The sequence below is a fragment of the Vibrio zhugei genome, assembly GCF_003716875.1.
Taxonomy (GTDB): domain Bacteria; phylum Pseudomonadota; class Gammaproteobacteria; order Enterobacterales; family Vibrionaceae; genus Vibrio; species Vibrio zhugei.
This window is the reverse complement of sequence record NZ_CP033078.1, coordinates 2,690,313-2,704,118: the sequence shown is the minus strand read 5'-3', so window position 1 is coordinate 2,704,118 and position 13,806 is coordinate 2,690,313. Positions and strand designations below refer to the sequence as shown.

The window sequence follows — 13,806 nt, the reverse complement described above, 5'->3', positions numbered from 1 at the left end:
TAGCAAACATAAAAAAGCCAGCATCATATTATGCTGGCTTAATCGAATCGACGGACACATTCATTAATGTGTCTGTTGGCTACCTTGTTGGTTTGCCTGAACAAACAGTTCGGCCACTTCCATTGGATCGAATGTATAGTTGGTACCACAGTAGTCGCAGTGCAGAGAAATATGACCTTCTTCTGCTAGGATGTTCTCGACTTCTTGACGATTTAACGTAATGATTGCGGCGGCGCTGCGCTCATGTGAGCAGCTACAGAAAAACGTGATAGGCTTAGGTTCATACAGCTTAACCGTTTCTTGGTTGTATAAACGGTACAACAGTTCATTCGCTTCTAAGGTAAATAACTCTTCATTTTTGATGGTGTCCGTTAACTGCTCTAAACGCTCAAAATCTTCGGCAGAACCGGTGCCATCAGGCATCACCTGGATCAGCATACCGGCAGCGTGCGCTTGGCCGTTGTGTTCTCCAACACGTAACCACATACGTGTTTTCAGTTGTTCAGAACGTGCAAAGTAGTTTTCAATGATTTCTGAGAGGTCGTTACCTTCTAGGCCCACGACACCTTGATAGCGCTCACCATCTTTCGGTTCGATAGTAATCACGATATGCCCTTTACCCAGCATGTCATGAATAGAGGCATCGTCTGGAATATCATCGCTGCAGCGCGCGACACCACGTACGTTGTGATTGTTATCGCCATTAATCACCGCGAGGGTCAACGGACCATCACCTTGCAGTTGTACTGTGATCGAGCCTTCAAATTTTAATGTTGCAGTTAACAAAGAAGTGGCGACAACCAATTCGCCAAGTAGGCGTTGAACGGCAGTTGGGTATTCCTTACTGGTAATAATTTTCTGGTACGTTTCATCCAGTTGTACCAGCTCGCCACGCACTGATAAGTTCTCGAAGAGATAGCGATTAAGCATGTTATTTGCCATGGAGGACATTCCGCCTTTTAATTTTGGTTTTTGAATCTAATAATATCTCGTCGCTGTTTTTTATCTGGGCGACGATCTGGGCTAGGGTTTTGCGCATTGAGTTTGCGTGCTAATGCATTACGCTCACGTTTTGCGATACTCTCTGCCGTTTCACTGTATAGTGTTTGTGCTTCTGGGGCGCCACGTCGTTGAGCGGAGATATTTTCAATCACCACTGTTTTCTCTTCGTGACCTTGGCGAAGCGTAATATGGGCTCCTAGCTCTACCACTTTACTCGGCTTGCTACGTTGGCCATTATAATGGACTTTACCGCCGTCGACCATATTCCTTGCGACAGAGCGTGTTTTATAAAATCGAGCAGCCCACAGCCATTTATCTAGCCTAACTGCCTCAGAATTGGAACTCATGTCGGCAAATTTCCTCTAACATTTGTTTTGTTTTACTTATTAGTGGTAACAATGGAGTCTGGGGTACGTGTTTTCAAGCAGCACTGGCGAATTAATCACCTCACATGAATATGTCATGAGGCTATGCTATATTATTTTGCCTTGTCACATTTCAAGTTGCTTTGATTTCCTATTATTGATTTCCCCCTCATAAGGATATTTGGTTCGTGGAGCGGATAGATTTGAATTTGTTTTCATCGACTCGCCTAAATACGGCGATGACTTACCTAAAAGGACCTCGCTGGCATCGTTCAGTGAGCTTAGGGTGTAGTGTGGTTTTCATCGCGGGTTGTGCATGGGTGTTAGGAGAAACCGTGTGGTTTTTTCCTGATAAAGATCATAGCGTACCAGCCTGGACCGCTAGCCATGTTGTGGTTAATCAACCGTCATCAGGCCTCAATATTAATGACCTAAAGCAAGCGAATTTGTTTGGGCGTTATACTGAGAAGCCCTCGGATGATGAGCTTCAGTCCGTTGCGGTCGATGCCCCTAAAACGCGTCTCAACCTTAATTTGGTCGGAGTGGTAGCAAGTTCCAGCTCCCGTTCCAGTCTTGCCGTCATTTCTCATCAAGGGTCACAAGATACCTATGGTATTGGTGAAACCGTCGATGGCACAAGCGTGAAACTCAAAGCCGTTTTGCCGGATCGGGTGATTATTGACAATGCCGGACGCGATGAAACACTCATGCTCAGTGGATTAGATTACAGCAAACCGAGATTGAATCGTGCAAGTCGCGTCCCCGAGCAAGAGTCTCCGACTGAGATTCAGCAACAATGGCGTGCCATTCGCGATGAAATTAAGCAAAGTCCTAGCGCCATTTTGAAGTACGTTCATGTCTCACGCATAAAAAATGATGCGAACGTGAAAGGATTTCGACTGACTTCTGGCAAAAATAAAGTCTTGTTCACATCTTTAGGTCTGCAATCCGGTGATATTGCTACTAAAATCAATGGCATTGATTTGACTGCACCCGATGCACTGACGAGAGTCATGAGTGTATTATCGAATAATAAAGACATTAATCTTATCGTCGAACGTAATAACCAAGTACGTACTATTAAGTTCGAGTTATAAATCTGATGCATCAAGTTTAGGAGTAATCAGTGAAGCATTGGCTCAAGAAAAGCACGTGGCTACTAGTCGCGGCCACTATGTTTGCGCCTGCCGTATCGGCAAGCGAGTTTAGTGCCAGTTTTAAAGGGACAGATATTCAAGAGTTTATCAACATTGTTGGCCGTAACCTTGATAAGACGATCATTGTTGATCCCTCGGTGCGTGGCAAGATCGATGTACGCAGTTACGATACGTTGGACGATAAACAGTATTACAGTTTTTTCCTTAATGTCTTGCAGGTATACGGCTTCGCGGTTGTGCCGATGGATAATGGCATTCTGAAAGTCGTGAAATCAAAAGATGCGAAAACGGGAGCGATTCCAGTATTGGGGGATGGCCAGCATGCCTCTGGCGATAATGTGATTACTCAAGTGGTGTCGGTAAAAAATGTCTCCGTACGTGAACTGTCTCCTTTGCTGCGCCAACTGATTGATAATGCAGGTGCTGGTAATGTGGTGCATTACGATCCCGCGAATATCATTTTGCTGACTGGCCGTGCAGCGGTGGTGAATCGACTCGCGGATATTATTCATCGCGTTGATCAAGTGGGTGACAAAGACGTTGATGTTGTGGAGTTGAAGAATGCATCGGCCTCTGAAATGGTTCGCATTGTTCAGTCTCTTAGTAAAAACAATGAACGTAAGAACACGCCCGAATATTTGCAGCCTAAGTTTGTTGCCGATGAACGTACGAACTCTATTTTGGTTTCTGGTGATCCGAAAGTTCGCCAAAGAATGATCAAATTGATTAAAAAGCTCGATGTCGAAATGGCGGTTAAGGGCAACAGTCGAGTCGTGTATCTTAAGTACGCCAAAGCCAAAGATTTAGTGGATGTGCTTAAAGGGGTGTCAGACAGCATGTTGAAGAGTAAAGGGGATGGTAAAAAGTCGTCTAGCTCACGTAACGATGTGGTGATCGCCGCGCACAAAGAAACCAACTCTCTTGTCATCAGCGCTCCTAAAGACATCATGAAGTCTCTACTCAATATTATCGATCAGTTAGATATTCGTCGTGCGCAGGTATTGATTGAAGCTCTGATTGTGGAAATGTCAGAAAGTGATGGGATTAAGCTTGGGGTGCAGTGGGGCTCTTTAGAAAGTGGCTCTGCGATTCAGTATAACAATACTGGCGCTTCTATTGGCAAAGTGATGGTGGGTCTAGAAGAAGCCAAAGATACCGAAACGACCACTTATTATAATGATGCGAATGGGATTCGACGCGCACAAACCAATAAAGAATCTGGGGATTATGACACATTAGCCTCTGCGCTTTCAGGCATTAATGGTGCGGCGGTCAGTATTATGATGGGTGACTGGACAGCGCTGATTAATGCGGTAGCGAGTGATTCCAGTACCAATATTCTGTCTTCACCAAGCATTACCGTGATGGATAACGGGGAAGCCTCATTCATTGTCGGCGAAGAAGTCCCTGTGATCACCGGTTCAACGGCGGGCGCTAACAATGATAACCCATTCCAAACGGTTGACCGTAAGGAAGTGGGGATCAAGCTGAAAGTGGTACCGCAAATCAACGAAGGTGATTCCGTACAGTTACACATTGAGCAAGAAGTCTCGAATGTACTCGGCGCTAATGGTGCCGTTGATGTGCGCTTTGCTAAACGTCAGCTTAATACCTCGGTGATGGTCAAAGATGGACAAATGCTTGTCCTCGGTGGTCTGATTGATAACCGTACCGCTGAAAGTGAATCGAAAGTGCCGTTATTAGGTGATATTCCGATCATCGGGCAATTGTTCCGCTCGACCAGTTCACAGTCAGAAAAGAAAAACTTGATGGTCTTTATTAAGCCGACGATTTTGCGTAATGGCATGACGGCGGATGGCGTGACTCAGCGTAAGTACAACTATATTCGAGCTGAGCAGTTATATAAGTCGCAGAAAGGCATGAAGCTGATGGACGATGCGAATATTCCGGTGCTACCGAAGTTTGGCGATGATCGTCAGCATGCGGCAGAACTGCAAGCCTTTATTGATCAAATGGAAGAGAATAAATAATGAGTGATAGAGTCGCAGACGACGTCACTCAACCAGTGTTACGTCGTTTACCATTCAGTTTTGCCAATCGCTTTAATGTGGTTTTAGAGTGGGATGCGGATTTCTCTCAGTGCCATCTCTATTACGTGCCGCCGATTCCGATTGCGGCATTGATGGAGGTAAAACGGGTCGCCAAAACAGCGTTTGTATTACATGAGCTATCCAGTGACGAGTTTGAAACGAAACTGACCGTGGTGTATCAACGAGATTCTTCAGAAGCTCGTCAGTTGATGGAAACCATTGGTATTGAAAGCGATGACTTTTTCTCGTTAGCCGAAGAGCTGCCGCAAAGCGAAGATTTGCTCGAGTCGGAAGACGATGCGCCGATTATCAAACTGATCAATGCCATGCTTGGCGAAGCGATCAAAGAGGGCGCGTCTGATATTCATATTGAGACGTTTGAGAAAGTCCTATCGATCCGCTTCCGGGTGGATGGTGTATTACGTGAAGTGCTGGAACCGAGCCGCAAACTTGCCCCGTTATTGGTGTCGCGCGTCAAAGTCATGTCGAAAATGGATATCGCGGAAAAACGCGTTCCTCAAGATGGCCGGATTTCACTGCGCATCGGTGGGCGAGCGGTCGATGTGCGTGTGTCGACAATGCCTTCCTCTCATGGTGAGCGTGTGGTGATGCGTTTATTGGATAAAAATGCCACCCAACTGGATTTATACAGTTTAGGGATGAATGAGGTTGTGCATCAGCGTTTTCAACAATTAATCAGCCGGCCACATGGCGTGTTGTTGGTGACCGGCCCCACCGGCTCTGGTAAATCCACGACGCTCTATGCGGGACTTCAGGAATTGAACAGCTCAGAGCGCAACATTCTGACGGTCGAAGACCCTATTGAATTTGATATTGCTGGCATTGGGCAAACGCAGGTCAACCCCAAAGTCGATATGACGTTTGCGCGAGGTTTGCGGGCCATTTTACGTCAAGACCCCGATGTGGTTATGGTTGGGGAAATTCGGGATTTAGAGACCGCGCAAATTGCGGTGCAAGCCTCGTTAACCGGCCACTTGGTGATGTCTACGCTGCATACCAATACGGCGATTGGTGCGATAACGCGAATGCGCGATATGGGGATTGAACCGTTTTTAATTTCTTCGTCGCTATTGGGTGTTTTGGCGCAACGGTTGGTGCGCACACTCTGTGTTCATTGTCGTGAGCCCTATGAGGCCAATAGTGAACAGAAAAAATATTTTGGCTTGAGCGAAGACGATGCGTGTACCTTGTATCGTCCTAAGGGATGCGAACATTGTAGCCAAAAAGGGTATCAAGGACGTACCGGCATCCACGAGCTACTTGTCGTCGATGACAATGTACAAACGCTGATTCACAAAGAAGCGGGCGAGCAAGATATTGAACATGCCATTCGAGCACACACTCCGAGTATTCGCCAAGATGGACTGGATAAAGTACGCCAGGGCATTACGTCACTTGAAGAAGTGATGCGCGTGACTAAGGAGTCGTAATGGCGGCATTTGATTATAAAGCACTGGATAAATCCGGGCGCCAGAAAAAAGGGGTGATTGAAGGGGATAATGCTCGTCAAGTGAGGCAACGCTTGAAAGAGCAAGGTTTGATTCCCATCGATGTGATTGAGAATCGCGGCAAGCGTTCGGCTGGTGCTGGCGCGGCGCAACCTGCGTTTACCTTGCAGCGTGGTATCAGTACGCCGGATTTAGCGCTGATCACACGTCAGCTTTCCACTCTAGTTCAATCCGGGATGCCGTTAGAAGAGTGTTTACGAGCCGTGTCTGAACAATCGGAAAAGCCTCGTATTCGTTCAATGATCGCCGCAGTGCGCTCGAAAGTGACAGAAGGGTATACCTTAGCGGACAGCTTTGGCGATTATCCGCACATCTTCGATGAGCTGTTTCGTTCGATGGTGTCGGCAGGCGAAAAGTCCGGACACCTTGATACCGTATTAGCTCGCTTAGCTGATTACGCGGAAAATCGTCAGAAAATGCGCTCTAAGTTATTACAAGCGATGATTTATCCGGTAGTGCTGGTGGTATTTGCTGTCGCGATTGTTTCGTTTTTGTTGGCGGCTGTGGTGCCAAAAATTGTCGGCCAATTTGTGCAGATGGGACAGGAACTGCCACAATCAACAGAAATTCTCTTAGCGGCCAGCGGATTTATTCAGCAGTGGGGCATTGCGATTTTAGTTGTGTTCATCGTCGGCACTTTTGTTATCCGGCGTTTACTCAGCCAGCCGAATGTACGTTTGAAGTGGGATGAAAAAATCATCTATCTACCGATTATCGGCAAAATAGCGCGTGGGTTAAATACATCGCGTTTTGCACGAACGTTGGCCATTTGTACTTCAAGCGCCATTCCTATCCTAGATGGCATGCATGTCGCTGTCGACGTGATGACGAATCGCTTTGTTAAACAAAAAGTGCGAGAGGCGGCAGAGAACATTCGTGAAGGCGCAAGTTTACGTAAGTCGCTTGATCAAACGCGTCTTTTCCCCCCAATGATGCTGCATATGATTGCCAGTGGTGAGCAAAGTGGAGAGTTGGAAGCGATGCTGACCCGAGCCGCCGATAACCAAGATGAAAATTTTGAGTCGGCCATCAATATTGCTTTGGGAGTGTTTACCCCAGCGTTAATCGCGTTAATGGCGGGGTTGGTGTTGTTTATCGTTATGGCAACATTGATGCCCATTTTAGAAATGAATAACTTAGTAAGTCAGTAAGTGTGCTTGAATCGTTCAAGGCGCGTATTAATGGAGTGATTATGAAACAAAGAACAGCAGTGAAGCAATCCGGTTTTACCCTTCTAGAAGTCATGGTTGTCGTGGTTATTTTGGGTATTTTAGCCAGTGTGGTTGTACCTAACCTTTTAGGAAATAAAGAGAAAGCTGACCAACAAAAAGCCATTACTGACATTGTTGCCCTAGAAAATGCATTGGATATGTACAAACTTGATAACAGTGTCTATCCGACTACCGACCAAGGGTTGGATGCGTTGGTGAAAAAACCAAGCAGCCCTGAACCTCGTAACTACCGCTCTGGTGGTTATATTAAGCGTCTTCCGCAAGACCCATGGGGTAATGATTATCAATATTTAAGCCCTGGTGATAAAGGGACCATCGATGTGTTTACATTGGGGGCCGATGGGCAAGAAGGCGGTGATGGCGTTAATGCCGATATTGGTAACTGGAATATTCAAGATTATCAATAATTGGCAGGGGCGAGCACGGTTCGCCCCCACGATGACGATGCACTCAACACGCGGATTTACACTCATTGAAATTATGCTGGTTCTGGTGCTGTTGGCACTGGGATCCGTCGCCGTGATTTCAACGCTTCCCAGTAATCAAAGCGATTTAGCGGAAAAAACCGCCCGACGTTTTTACCAGCGAGTGCAACTCATGAATGAAGAATCGGTGCTCTCCGGTGTGGATTATGGTTTGCGAGTGGAGGCATCGGCGACTCCCGCGACGTTAACGTTTTTAGAGTTAACGGAGAAAGGGTGGCAAAAGGTCCAGCGTCAGCAGTTTCGTGCTCGCTTAACGTTAGATGACCGCCTGAGTATGGATTTTCAGGTGGGAAGTAGTGCTTGGCAGAAAGATGATGATCGCTTGTTTGAAGACAAGCCGCTCTTTGACGAAAATATGTTTGCCAAAGAAGAAAAGAAAACCCATCAACAGCCAGCTCCGCAAGTCGATATTCTTTCCAGCGGAGAAACGACCCCGTTTACCGTGCATTTTTATCTGACGGATCAAGACGTTCAACAGGCGTGGAGTGTTCAAGTTAAAGAAAACGGGCAGATAGTACTCGAGCCACCGGGAGACAGTCGTCATGAATAAGCGATGCGGCCGTGGTTTTACGTTGTTAGAAGTGCTGGTGGCATTAGCGATTTTTGCTATAGCAGCGATCAGCATTATGCGCTCGGTGACCCAACACATTAATACGCTGAATTATCTAGAAGAAAAAATGTTTGCATCGATGGTCGCGGATAACCAAATGGCGAACACGTTACTGCGTGAGCCGCCCTTAACCGCCCGTACAGGAACGACCAAGATGGCCCATCAGCAATGGTATTGGCAGGTGAAACCGGTGAAGACCGCCAATGACGCCTTACAAGCGTTCGATGTTATGGTCGCGAAAGACAAAAAATCTAGCCCTATCGTTACGGTACGCAGTTATGTTGCCCAGTAGATCGCAGTTAGCTCGTTGCTCGGTATTACGCCTTGCTCGTAAGCACTCGGGATTTACCTTGATCGAAGTGCTGGTGGCGATGGCTATTTTTGCCAGTATGAGTATCGCCGCTTATCAAGTGCTCAATCAGGTGCAGCGCAGTAATGAAGCGTCGCAACAGCGTACCGAGCGGGTGAGCCGATTACAGCGGGCCATTGTGATTATGGATGCGGACTTTAGGCAAATGGCGAATCGACGCTTTCGTACCAATGGTCAAGCGCCGAATCAAAGCCCGCTCATTTATCAAAACTATCTCTTGGACTCAGACAGTTACGGAGTGATGTTCACTCGGCTTGGTTGGGCGAACCCGCAGCAGAGGTTTCCACGAGGGCAAGTGGCAAAAATTGGCTATCGCTTAAAAGAAGAGGTTTTAGAGCGCGTTTGGTGGCGCTATCCCGATACCGTAAGAGGCGATGCAGGCGTGTCTCAACCCCTGCTGACCGGTGTGACGTCTTGGTCAATGAGCTTTTATACCAAGAAAAAGTGGATAGATGAGTGGGAGGATCAAACTGGCCTGCCGCAAGCGGTAAAAGTAACGTTGGTCTTAAAAGATTATGGAAAAATTAGCCGAACGTATCTGATTGCGCACGAAGCGGCTAAGCAAAAAGACGTTCGTGCGGTTTCGGGAGACGGCAATGAGAAATAAACGTTCTCAGCAAGGTGTGGCGTTGATCGTCATACTGTTGATTGTCGCTATTATGGTGTCTCTGGCGGCAACGATGTCTGCGCGTATGTTTACCCAATTTCAGCGAGCCACGCATCAAATCAATTACCAGCAAGCCTACTGGCATAGCATCGGGGTCGAAGAATTGGCGACGTCGCTGTTAAAACAGACACGTAAACAAGACAGTAAGACCATTAATTTGAGCCAAGTGTGGGCAATGAAAGATCGCACCTTTCCTTTGGATTATGGCAGCGTGTCTGGACAGATTTACGATAAACAAGCGTGTTTTAACGTCAATGTATTTGCGGGGCTTGTGAGCGCGCCTGGAGTGTCGGTATCCCCCTATTCGGCGCAAGTGTTCACTAACTTATTGCAATATTTGAATGTGGATAGCAACAAAGCCAGTGTGATTACCGATTCCCTGTGGGAGTTTGTGGATACCAACGATACCGTGACCACCACCAATGGTATGGAAGATAGCTATTATGATTCGTTGTCTCCGGCTTATTTGCCTGCCAATGGCATGATGATTGATACCAGTGAATTACGCGCGGTACAAGGTATGAGTGGGAAAGTGATGCAGCAGCTCAAACCGTTTGTGTGTGCTATACCAACCGCAGAGTGGAAGGTGAATATCAATACCCTTACCCAAAAACAGGCGTTGTTGCTGGTGGCGATGTTTAGTCCGAATTTAACGGAAGGTGGCGCGAAAGCGCTGATAAAAAATCGTCCGGAAAAAGGGTGGAGTAATGTGGCCGATTTTATGAGTGAACCTCAGTTGGCGCAAAGTAGCCAAGCAAATCGGCAGTCCAACTCCCAATCAGGGGCGGAGAATGCCCGCCAACATTTAACGGTGAATAGCCACTATTTTGAATTAGATGCGCAAGTACTTGTTGATAAATCACGAGTCAGAGTGCGCAGTTTGATCCACAACGAAGATAAAAGTCACGCTACGGTTATTCGCCGTCGCTATGGAGGAATCAGTGAACGAATTTCTGACCGTTCGACTGAGTAGTCAACTGGACGCGCCGATCGAATGGTTGGTGTGGTCTACAGAACAGCAAGACATCATCGCTAGCGGTGAGCTATCGTCTCGCCACGAGCTGGCAGACCTTGCGCCTTATGCTCATCAAAGGACGACCATTGTCTTGTTATCCGCGAGTGATTTGGTTTTGACTCAGGTTGAGATTCCAGCTGGCGGTGCTCGTCAGTTTGAAGCCATGTTACCGTATTTACTGGAAGATGAAATTGCCCAAGATGTGGATGATCTGCACTTTACCGTGTTGAACAAGCAAAATGGCTTAGCACATGTTGTGGGCGTTGACCGTCAGTGGTTCGAACAATGTTTAGCGGATTTCCATCACGCAGGTATCGAGATCAAACGGGTGATGCCTGATGTTTTCGCCTTGCCCACGGCAGAAACCCCCTTGGTTGCCGCTCAACTCGGTGCCCATTGGTTAGTCCGTAAGGGGCTGTGGAGTGGTATGGTGATGGAAGCGGATTGGTTGCCATTACTGGTGGAGTCAGATTGGGTTCGTGAAGGGGACGAGTTTTTAGCGTTGACGGCGTATACACCACTACCCGCGTTAACGCTAAAAGACGACCAGCATTGGGGCGTACAGCCCGCCAATATGGTGATGCAGTTACTGGCACAAGGCGCGATTGCTTCACGTTTGACACTGCTGACAGGGAGCTTTAAACCAAGCTCATCTTGGCTCAAGTATTGGAAAGTGTGGCGGTTACCGGTGTATTCCGCAGTCGCCTTCTTGGTGTTATCTTTGCTGTACAGTACCTTGCAGGCTAATCAGTATGAAGAGCAGGCACAGGCGTACCGACAAGAGAGTAAACGTATTTTTCGGACGGTGTTCCCTGATAAACATCGTATTCCGACCGTCAGTTATCTCAAGCGTCAATTTACCAGTGAATTGAATATTTTGGCTGGAAGCAATAATCAAGATGGCGTGTTGACTTGGTTGAATCAGCTGCCAACGACGATAGGTACGATTGAGGATATGACGATCACCAGTCTCAAGTATGATGAGAATAAGAAACAGCTTAGAGTGGACGCCGTCAGTAAGGATTTCCAAAGCTTTGAGAAAGCGCGAGTCAAGCTTGAGCAGTCTTTTCGTGTCGAGCAGGGTCAATTAAACAAAGACGGAGAAACGGTTCTCGGCTCTTTTGTGCTGAAAGCGAAGTAGGAGCAACGGATGGCAAATATAATCGGACCGTTAAAAGGACAATTGAAACAGTGGTGGAATTCCATTACACAACGAGAACAACGGCTTGTAATTGTAGCGGTTATCTGTCTGGTTGTTGGGATTCTTTACTGGGGATTTTATCAGCCCCTCAATCAACGTATTGCATCTGCACAAGCCCGTGTCCACTCTGAAAAACAGCTTTTAGCTTGGGTGGCAGATAAAGCCGATCACATTGTTGCGCTGCGCAAACAAGGAGGGCGAAGTGCAAGGTTAGAACCTTTAAATCGTGTCGTGGCTAATTCATCAGGGGAATTTAAAATTCGTTTGATCCGCGTTCAACCGCGTGGGGAAGATAAAATGCAGGTGTGGGTTCAGCCGCTACCGTTTTCACAATTGCTCAATTGGATTGCCTTCTTGAAAGAGAAGCAAGGCATCTCGGTTGAATATCTCGATATCGATAAAGGCTCTGTGCCAGGCATGGTGGAAGTGAAACGTTTACAGTTGAAGCGGGGAGTTTAGAATGAGATTAAAACTCCTTGGGAGCGTCCTATTTGTTGCTGTGTTCATGGTGAGTGTGATTGTTCACCTTCCGGCCGCGTTTGTGCTCAAGCATGTGCCCCTGCCAAGAGCACTCCAAATTGACGGTGTGAGCGGCAGTTTATGGAAGGGCCGAGCGACACAGGTTCATTGGCATAATCAAGGATTCGGCGCGCTGAGTTGGCGCATGAACACCGTTGCGTTATTGACGGGTCGTATTGAAGCGGATATCCGAATCGGCCGCGGCAGCGCAATGCAGTTGCATGGGAGAGGAGTTGTCGGTTATGGATTGGATGGCGTGTATGCCAATAACGTCATTGCGTCATTGCCAGCAAGTCAAATACTGCAATATAGTCCTCAGCCGCTACCGGTTGCGGTCAAGGGGCAAGTTGAACTGTCGTTAAAACAATTTCAGTATGCTCAGCCGTGGTGTCAAAGTGCGAAGGGGAGTCTTGTGTGGTCAAAAGCGTCATTGGAGACGCCAGCCAGCCCACTGCAATTAGATCAGGTCCTGGCTCAGGTCGATTGCCTTGATAACAACCTTTCTATTGAGGGGCAGCAGAAAAGCGCTCAAGTGAGTAGCGAATTCTCCGCTACGGTGTATAAGGCCTATCACTATAAAGTGACGTCATGGTTTCATCCTGAGGCGCAATTTCCGGCTGAGTTAGGGCAATGGCTGGATCGCTTGCCGACACCGGATAGTAAAGGGCGTTATCATTTTTCCCCTTCAGGGCAACTCTAACGCGCGCTTCAAACTAGCGAGACAAAAGGCAAGCCAATGGGCTTGCCTTTTTTATACTTCAGCGTTTAAGTGGCGCGATTTAATATTTCGCTCCAAGGAAGAGAGTGATCGCCTAAGACAATGAAATTGGGGTTTTCGAGGGTATCCCGTTCGTTATAAGAGAGCGGGCTAAGATAAGTATTTAAAATTTTGCCCCCGGCTTCTTCAACAATGCATTGTGTGGCCGCGGTATCCCACTCTCCTGTCGGTCCTAAGCGCAGATAACAATCTACGGCGCCTTCTGCAACGAGGCAGGCTTTAAGGGCCGCGGAGCCAAGTGGGACTAAATCATAATTCCAGCTGTCACTGAGTTTATTGGTAATACGGTTGATATTTTGGCGACGACTGATGGCAATCGCAATGGATTGGTTCGGTGTTTCATGCTGGTGAGTTTGAATGCGAATATTGTCTGACATGTCTGGTATTTTCCATGCCCCTTTCCCCGCATACGCATAATAGGTCACACCAGACACGGGACCATAAACGACGCCCATCACTGGCTGATTATGCTCAACTAAGGCAATAACTGTCGCAAAATCACCGCTTCGCGCAATAAACTCTTGCGTACCGTCCAACGGATCGACCAACCAATAGCGATCCCATGTTTCTCGGGTGGCGAGATCAATATTGGCCGCCTCTTCTGACAACACCGGAATATCGGGCGTCAGTGCGTGAAGCTTTTCAACAATGAGTTTATGGGCGGCATAGTCGGCAGTGGTGACGGGGGTATCGTCGCTTTTTACAAATGCTTCGTAATCGTGATTTTCATAAATGTCGAGAATGACTTGCCCGGCAGATCGCGCTATCGCAATAACATCAGGAAGCAAATGAGAAAGATCTTTTGCAGTCGGCATACCAAGAGAT

At 47.3% G+C, this 13,806-nt stretch carries 15 protein-coding genes; 12 read left to right on the top strand and 3 right to left on the bottom strand.

Features of this window, described 5'->3' with window-relative positions; all coding sequences use genetic code 11:
- Positions 1–63 precede the first annotated feature (63 nt).
- Together hslO and hslR are read right to left on the bottom strand one after the other, a co-directional pair.
- The gene (gene hslO / locus EAE30_RS17715) at positions 64–942 is read right to left on the bottom strand and encodes an Hsp33 family molecular chaperone HslO (protein WP_123017110.1); all 879 of its coding nucleotides are present in this window, start codon (positions 940–942) and stop codon (positions 64–66) included.
- Between the two features lie 17 nt (positions 943–959).
- Complete coding sequence (hslR, locus tag EAE30_RS17710; protein ID WP_123017109.1) at positions 960–1,349, bottom strand: ribosome-associated heat shock protein Hsp15; 390 nt, start codon at positions 1,347–1,349, stop codon at positions 960–962.
- 206 nt (positions 1,350–1,555) lie between these two features.
- Here hslR and gspC point away from each other — a divergent pair, with 206 nt between their 5' ends.
- Genes gspC through EAE30_RS17650 form a run of 12 tightly spaced genes read left to right on the top strand, consistent with a single transcriptional unit; the run spans position 1,556 to position 12,903 of the window.
- The gene (gene gspC / locus EAE30_RS17705; protein ID WP_123017108.1) at positions 1,556–2,464 is read left to right on the top strand and encodes a type II secretion system protein GspC; all 909 of its coding nucleotides are present in this window, start codon (positions 1,556–1,558) and stop codon (positions 2,462–2,464) included.
- Between the two features lie 29 nt (positions 2,465–2,493).
- Positions 2,494–4,515, top strand: a complete 2,022-nt coding sequence (gene gspD, locus EAE30_RS17700; protein WP_123017107.1) for a type II secretion system secretin GspD — start codon at positions 2,494–2,496, stop codon at positions 4,513–4,515.
- Complete coding sequence (gspE, locus tag EAE30_RS17695) at positions 4,515–6,026, top strand: type II secretion system ATPase GspE (RefSeq protein WP_123017106.1); 1,512 nt, start codon at positions 4,515–4,517, stop codon at positions 6,024–6,026. The genes gspD and gspE overlap by 1 nt, the downstream gene beginning before the upstream one ends.
- Positions 6,026–7,255 (top strand): type II secretion system inner membrane protein GspF, encoded by a 1,230-nt coding sequence (gene gspF / locus EAE30_RS17690; RefSeq protein WP_123017105.1) that lies wholly within the window; start codon positions 6,026–6,028, stop codon positions 7,253–7,255. Before gspE ends, gspF begins: the two co-directional genes overlap by 1 nt.
- Before the next feature lie 41 nt (positions 7,256–7,296).
- On the top strand, positions 7,297–7,743 hold the full coding sequence (gspG, locus tag EAE30_RS17685) for a type II secretion system major pseudopilin GspG (protein ID WP_123017104.1): 447 nt from the start codon (positions 7,297–7,299) through the stop codon (positions 7,741–7,743).
- A 37-nt stretch (positions 7,744–7,780) separates the two neighbouring features.
- Positions 7,781–8,371 (top strand): type II secretion system minor pseudopilin GspH, encoded by a 591-nt coding sequence (gspH, locus tag EAE30_RS17680; protein ID WP_123017413.1) that lies wholly within the window; start codon positions 7,781–7,783, stop codon positions 8,369–8,371.
- Complete coding sequence (gene gspI / locus EAE30_RS17675) at positions 8,364–8,723, top strand: type II secretion system minor pseudopilin GspI (RefSeq protein WP_123017103.1); 360 nt, start codon at positions 8,364–8,366, stop codon at positions 8,721–8,723. The genes gspH and gspI overlap by 8 nt, the downstream gene beginning before the upstream one ends.
- Positions 8,710–9,408: a type II secretion system minor pseudopilin GspJ gene (gene gspJ, locus EAE30_RS17670; RefSeq protein ID WP_123017102.1), complete on the top strand. Its 699-nt coding sequence runs from the start codon at positions 8,710–8,712 to the stop codon at positions 9,406–9,408. The genes gspI and gspJ overlap by 14 nt, the downstream gene beginning before the upstream one ends.
- Positions 9,398–10,441: a type II secretion system minor pseudopilin GspK gene (gene gspK / locus EAE30_RS17665; protein WP_123017101.1), complete on the top strand. Its 1,044-nt coding sequence runs from the start codon at positions 9,398–9,400 to the stop codon at positions 10,439–10,441. The genes gspJ and gspK overlap by 11 nt, the downstream gene beginning before the upstream one ends.
- Positions 10,410–11,624: a type II secretion system protein GspL gene (gspL, locus tag EAE30_RS17660; protein WP_123017100.1), complete on the top strand. Its 1,215-nt coding sequence runs from the start codon at positions 10,410–10,412 to the stop codon at positions 11,622–11,624. The genes gspK and gspL overlap by 32 nt, the downstream gene beginning before the upstream one ends.
- Before the next feature lie 9 nt (positions 11,625–11,633).
- A complete protein-coding gene (locus EAE30_RS17655) occupies positions 11,634–12,143 on the top strand; it encodes a type II secretion system protein M (RefSeq protein ID WP_123017099.1) in 510 nt (169 codons plus the stop codon).
- Position 12,144: 1 nt separating this feature from the next.
- Positions 12,145–12,903: a type II secretion system protein N gene (locus EAE30_RS17650; protein ID WP_123017098.1), complete on the top strand. Its 759-nt coding sequence runs from the start codon at positions 12,145–12,147 to the stop codon at positions 12,901–12,903.
- A gap of 65 nt (positions 12,904–12,968) precedes the next feature.
- Here EAE30_RS17650 and cysQ read toward each other — a convergent pair whose 3' ends face one another.
- Positions 12,969–13,796, bottom strand: a complete 828-nt coding sequence (gene cysQ / locus EAE30_RS17645; protein WP_123017097.1) for a 3'(2'),5'-bisphosphate nucleotidase CysQ — start codon at positions 13,794–13,796, stop codon at positions 12,969–12,971.
- Between the last annotated feature and the right edge of the window lie 10 nt (positions 13,797–13,806).

What these genes read in the sequence shown, in the direction of transcription:
- hslO (WP_123017110.1), bottom strand. Translation starts at nt 942, where the DNA reads ATGGCAAATAACATGCTTAATCGCTATCTCTTCGAGAACTTATCAGTG.
- hslR (WP_123017109.1), bottom strand. Translation starts at nt 1,349, where the DNA reads ATGAGTTCCAATTCTGAGGCAGTTAGGCTAGATAAATGGCTGTGGGCT.
- gspE (WP_123017106.1), top strand. Translation starts at nt 4,515, where the DNA reads ATGAGTGATAGAGTCGCAGACGACGTCACTCAACCAGTGTTACGTCGT.
- gspF (WP_123017105.1), top strand. Translation starts at nt 6,026, where the DNA reads ATGGCGGCATTTGATTATAAAGCACTGGATAAATCCGGGCGCCAGAAA.
- gspG (WP_123017104.1), top strand. Translation starts at nt 7,297, where the DNA reads ATGAAACAAAGAACAGCAGTGAAGCAATCCGGTTTTACCCTTCTAGAA.
- gspH (WP_123017413.1), top strand. Translation starts at nt 7,781, where the DNA reads ATGCACTCAACACGCGGATTTACACTCATTGAAATTATGCTGGTTCTG.
- gspI (WP_123017103.1), top strand. Translation starts at nt 8,364, where the DNA reads ATGAATAAGCGATGCGGCCGTGGTTTTACGTTGTTAGAAGTGCTGGTG.
- gspJ (WP_123017102.1), top strand. Translation starts at nt 8,710, where the DNA reads ATGTTGCCCAGTAGATCGCAGTTAGCTCGTTGCTCGGTATTACGCCTT.
- gspK (WP_123017101.1), top strand. Translation starts at nt 9,398, where the DNA reads ATGAGAAATAAACGTTCTCAGCAAGGTGTGGCGTTGATCGTCATACTG.
- EAE30_RS17655 (WP_123017099.1), top strand. Translation starts at nt 11,634, where the DNA reads ATGGCAAATATAATCGGACCGTTAAAAGGACAATTGAAACAGTGGTGG.
- EAE30_RS17650 (WP_123017098.1), top strand. Translation starts at nt 12,145, where the DNA reads ATGAGATTAAAACTCCTTGGGAGCGTCCTATTTGTTGCTGTGTTCATG.
- cysQ (WP_123017097.1), bottom strand. Translation starts at nt 13,796, where the DNA reads ATGCCGACTGCAAAAGATCTTTCTCATTTGCTTCCTGATGTTATTGCG.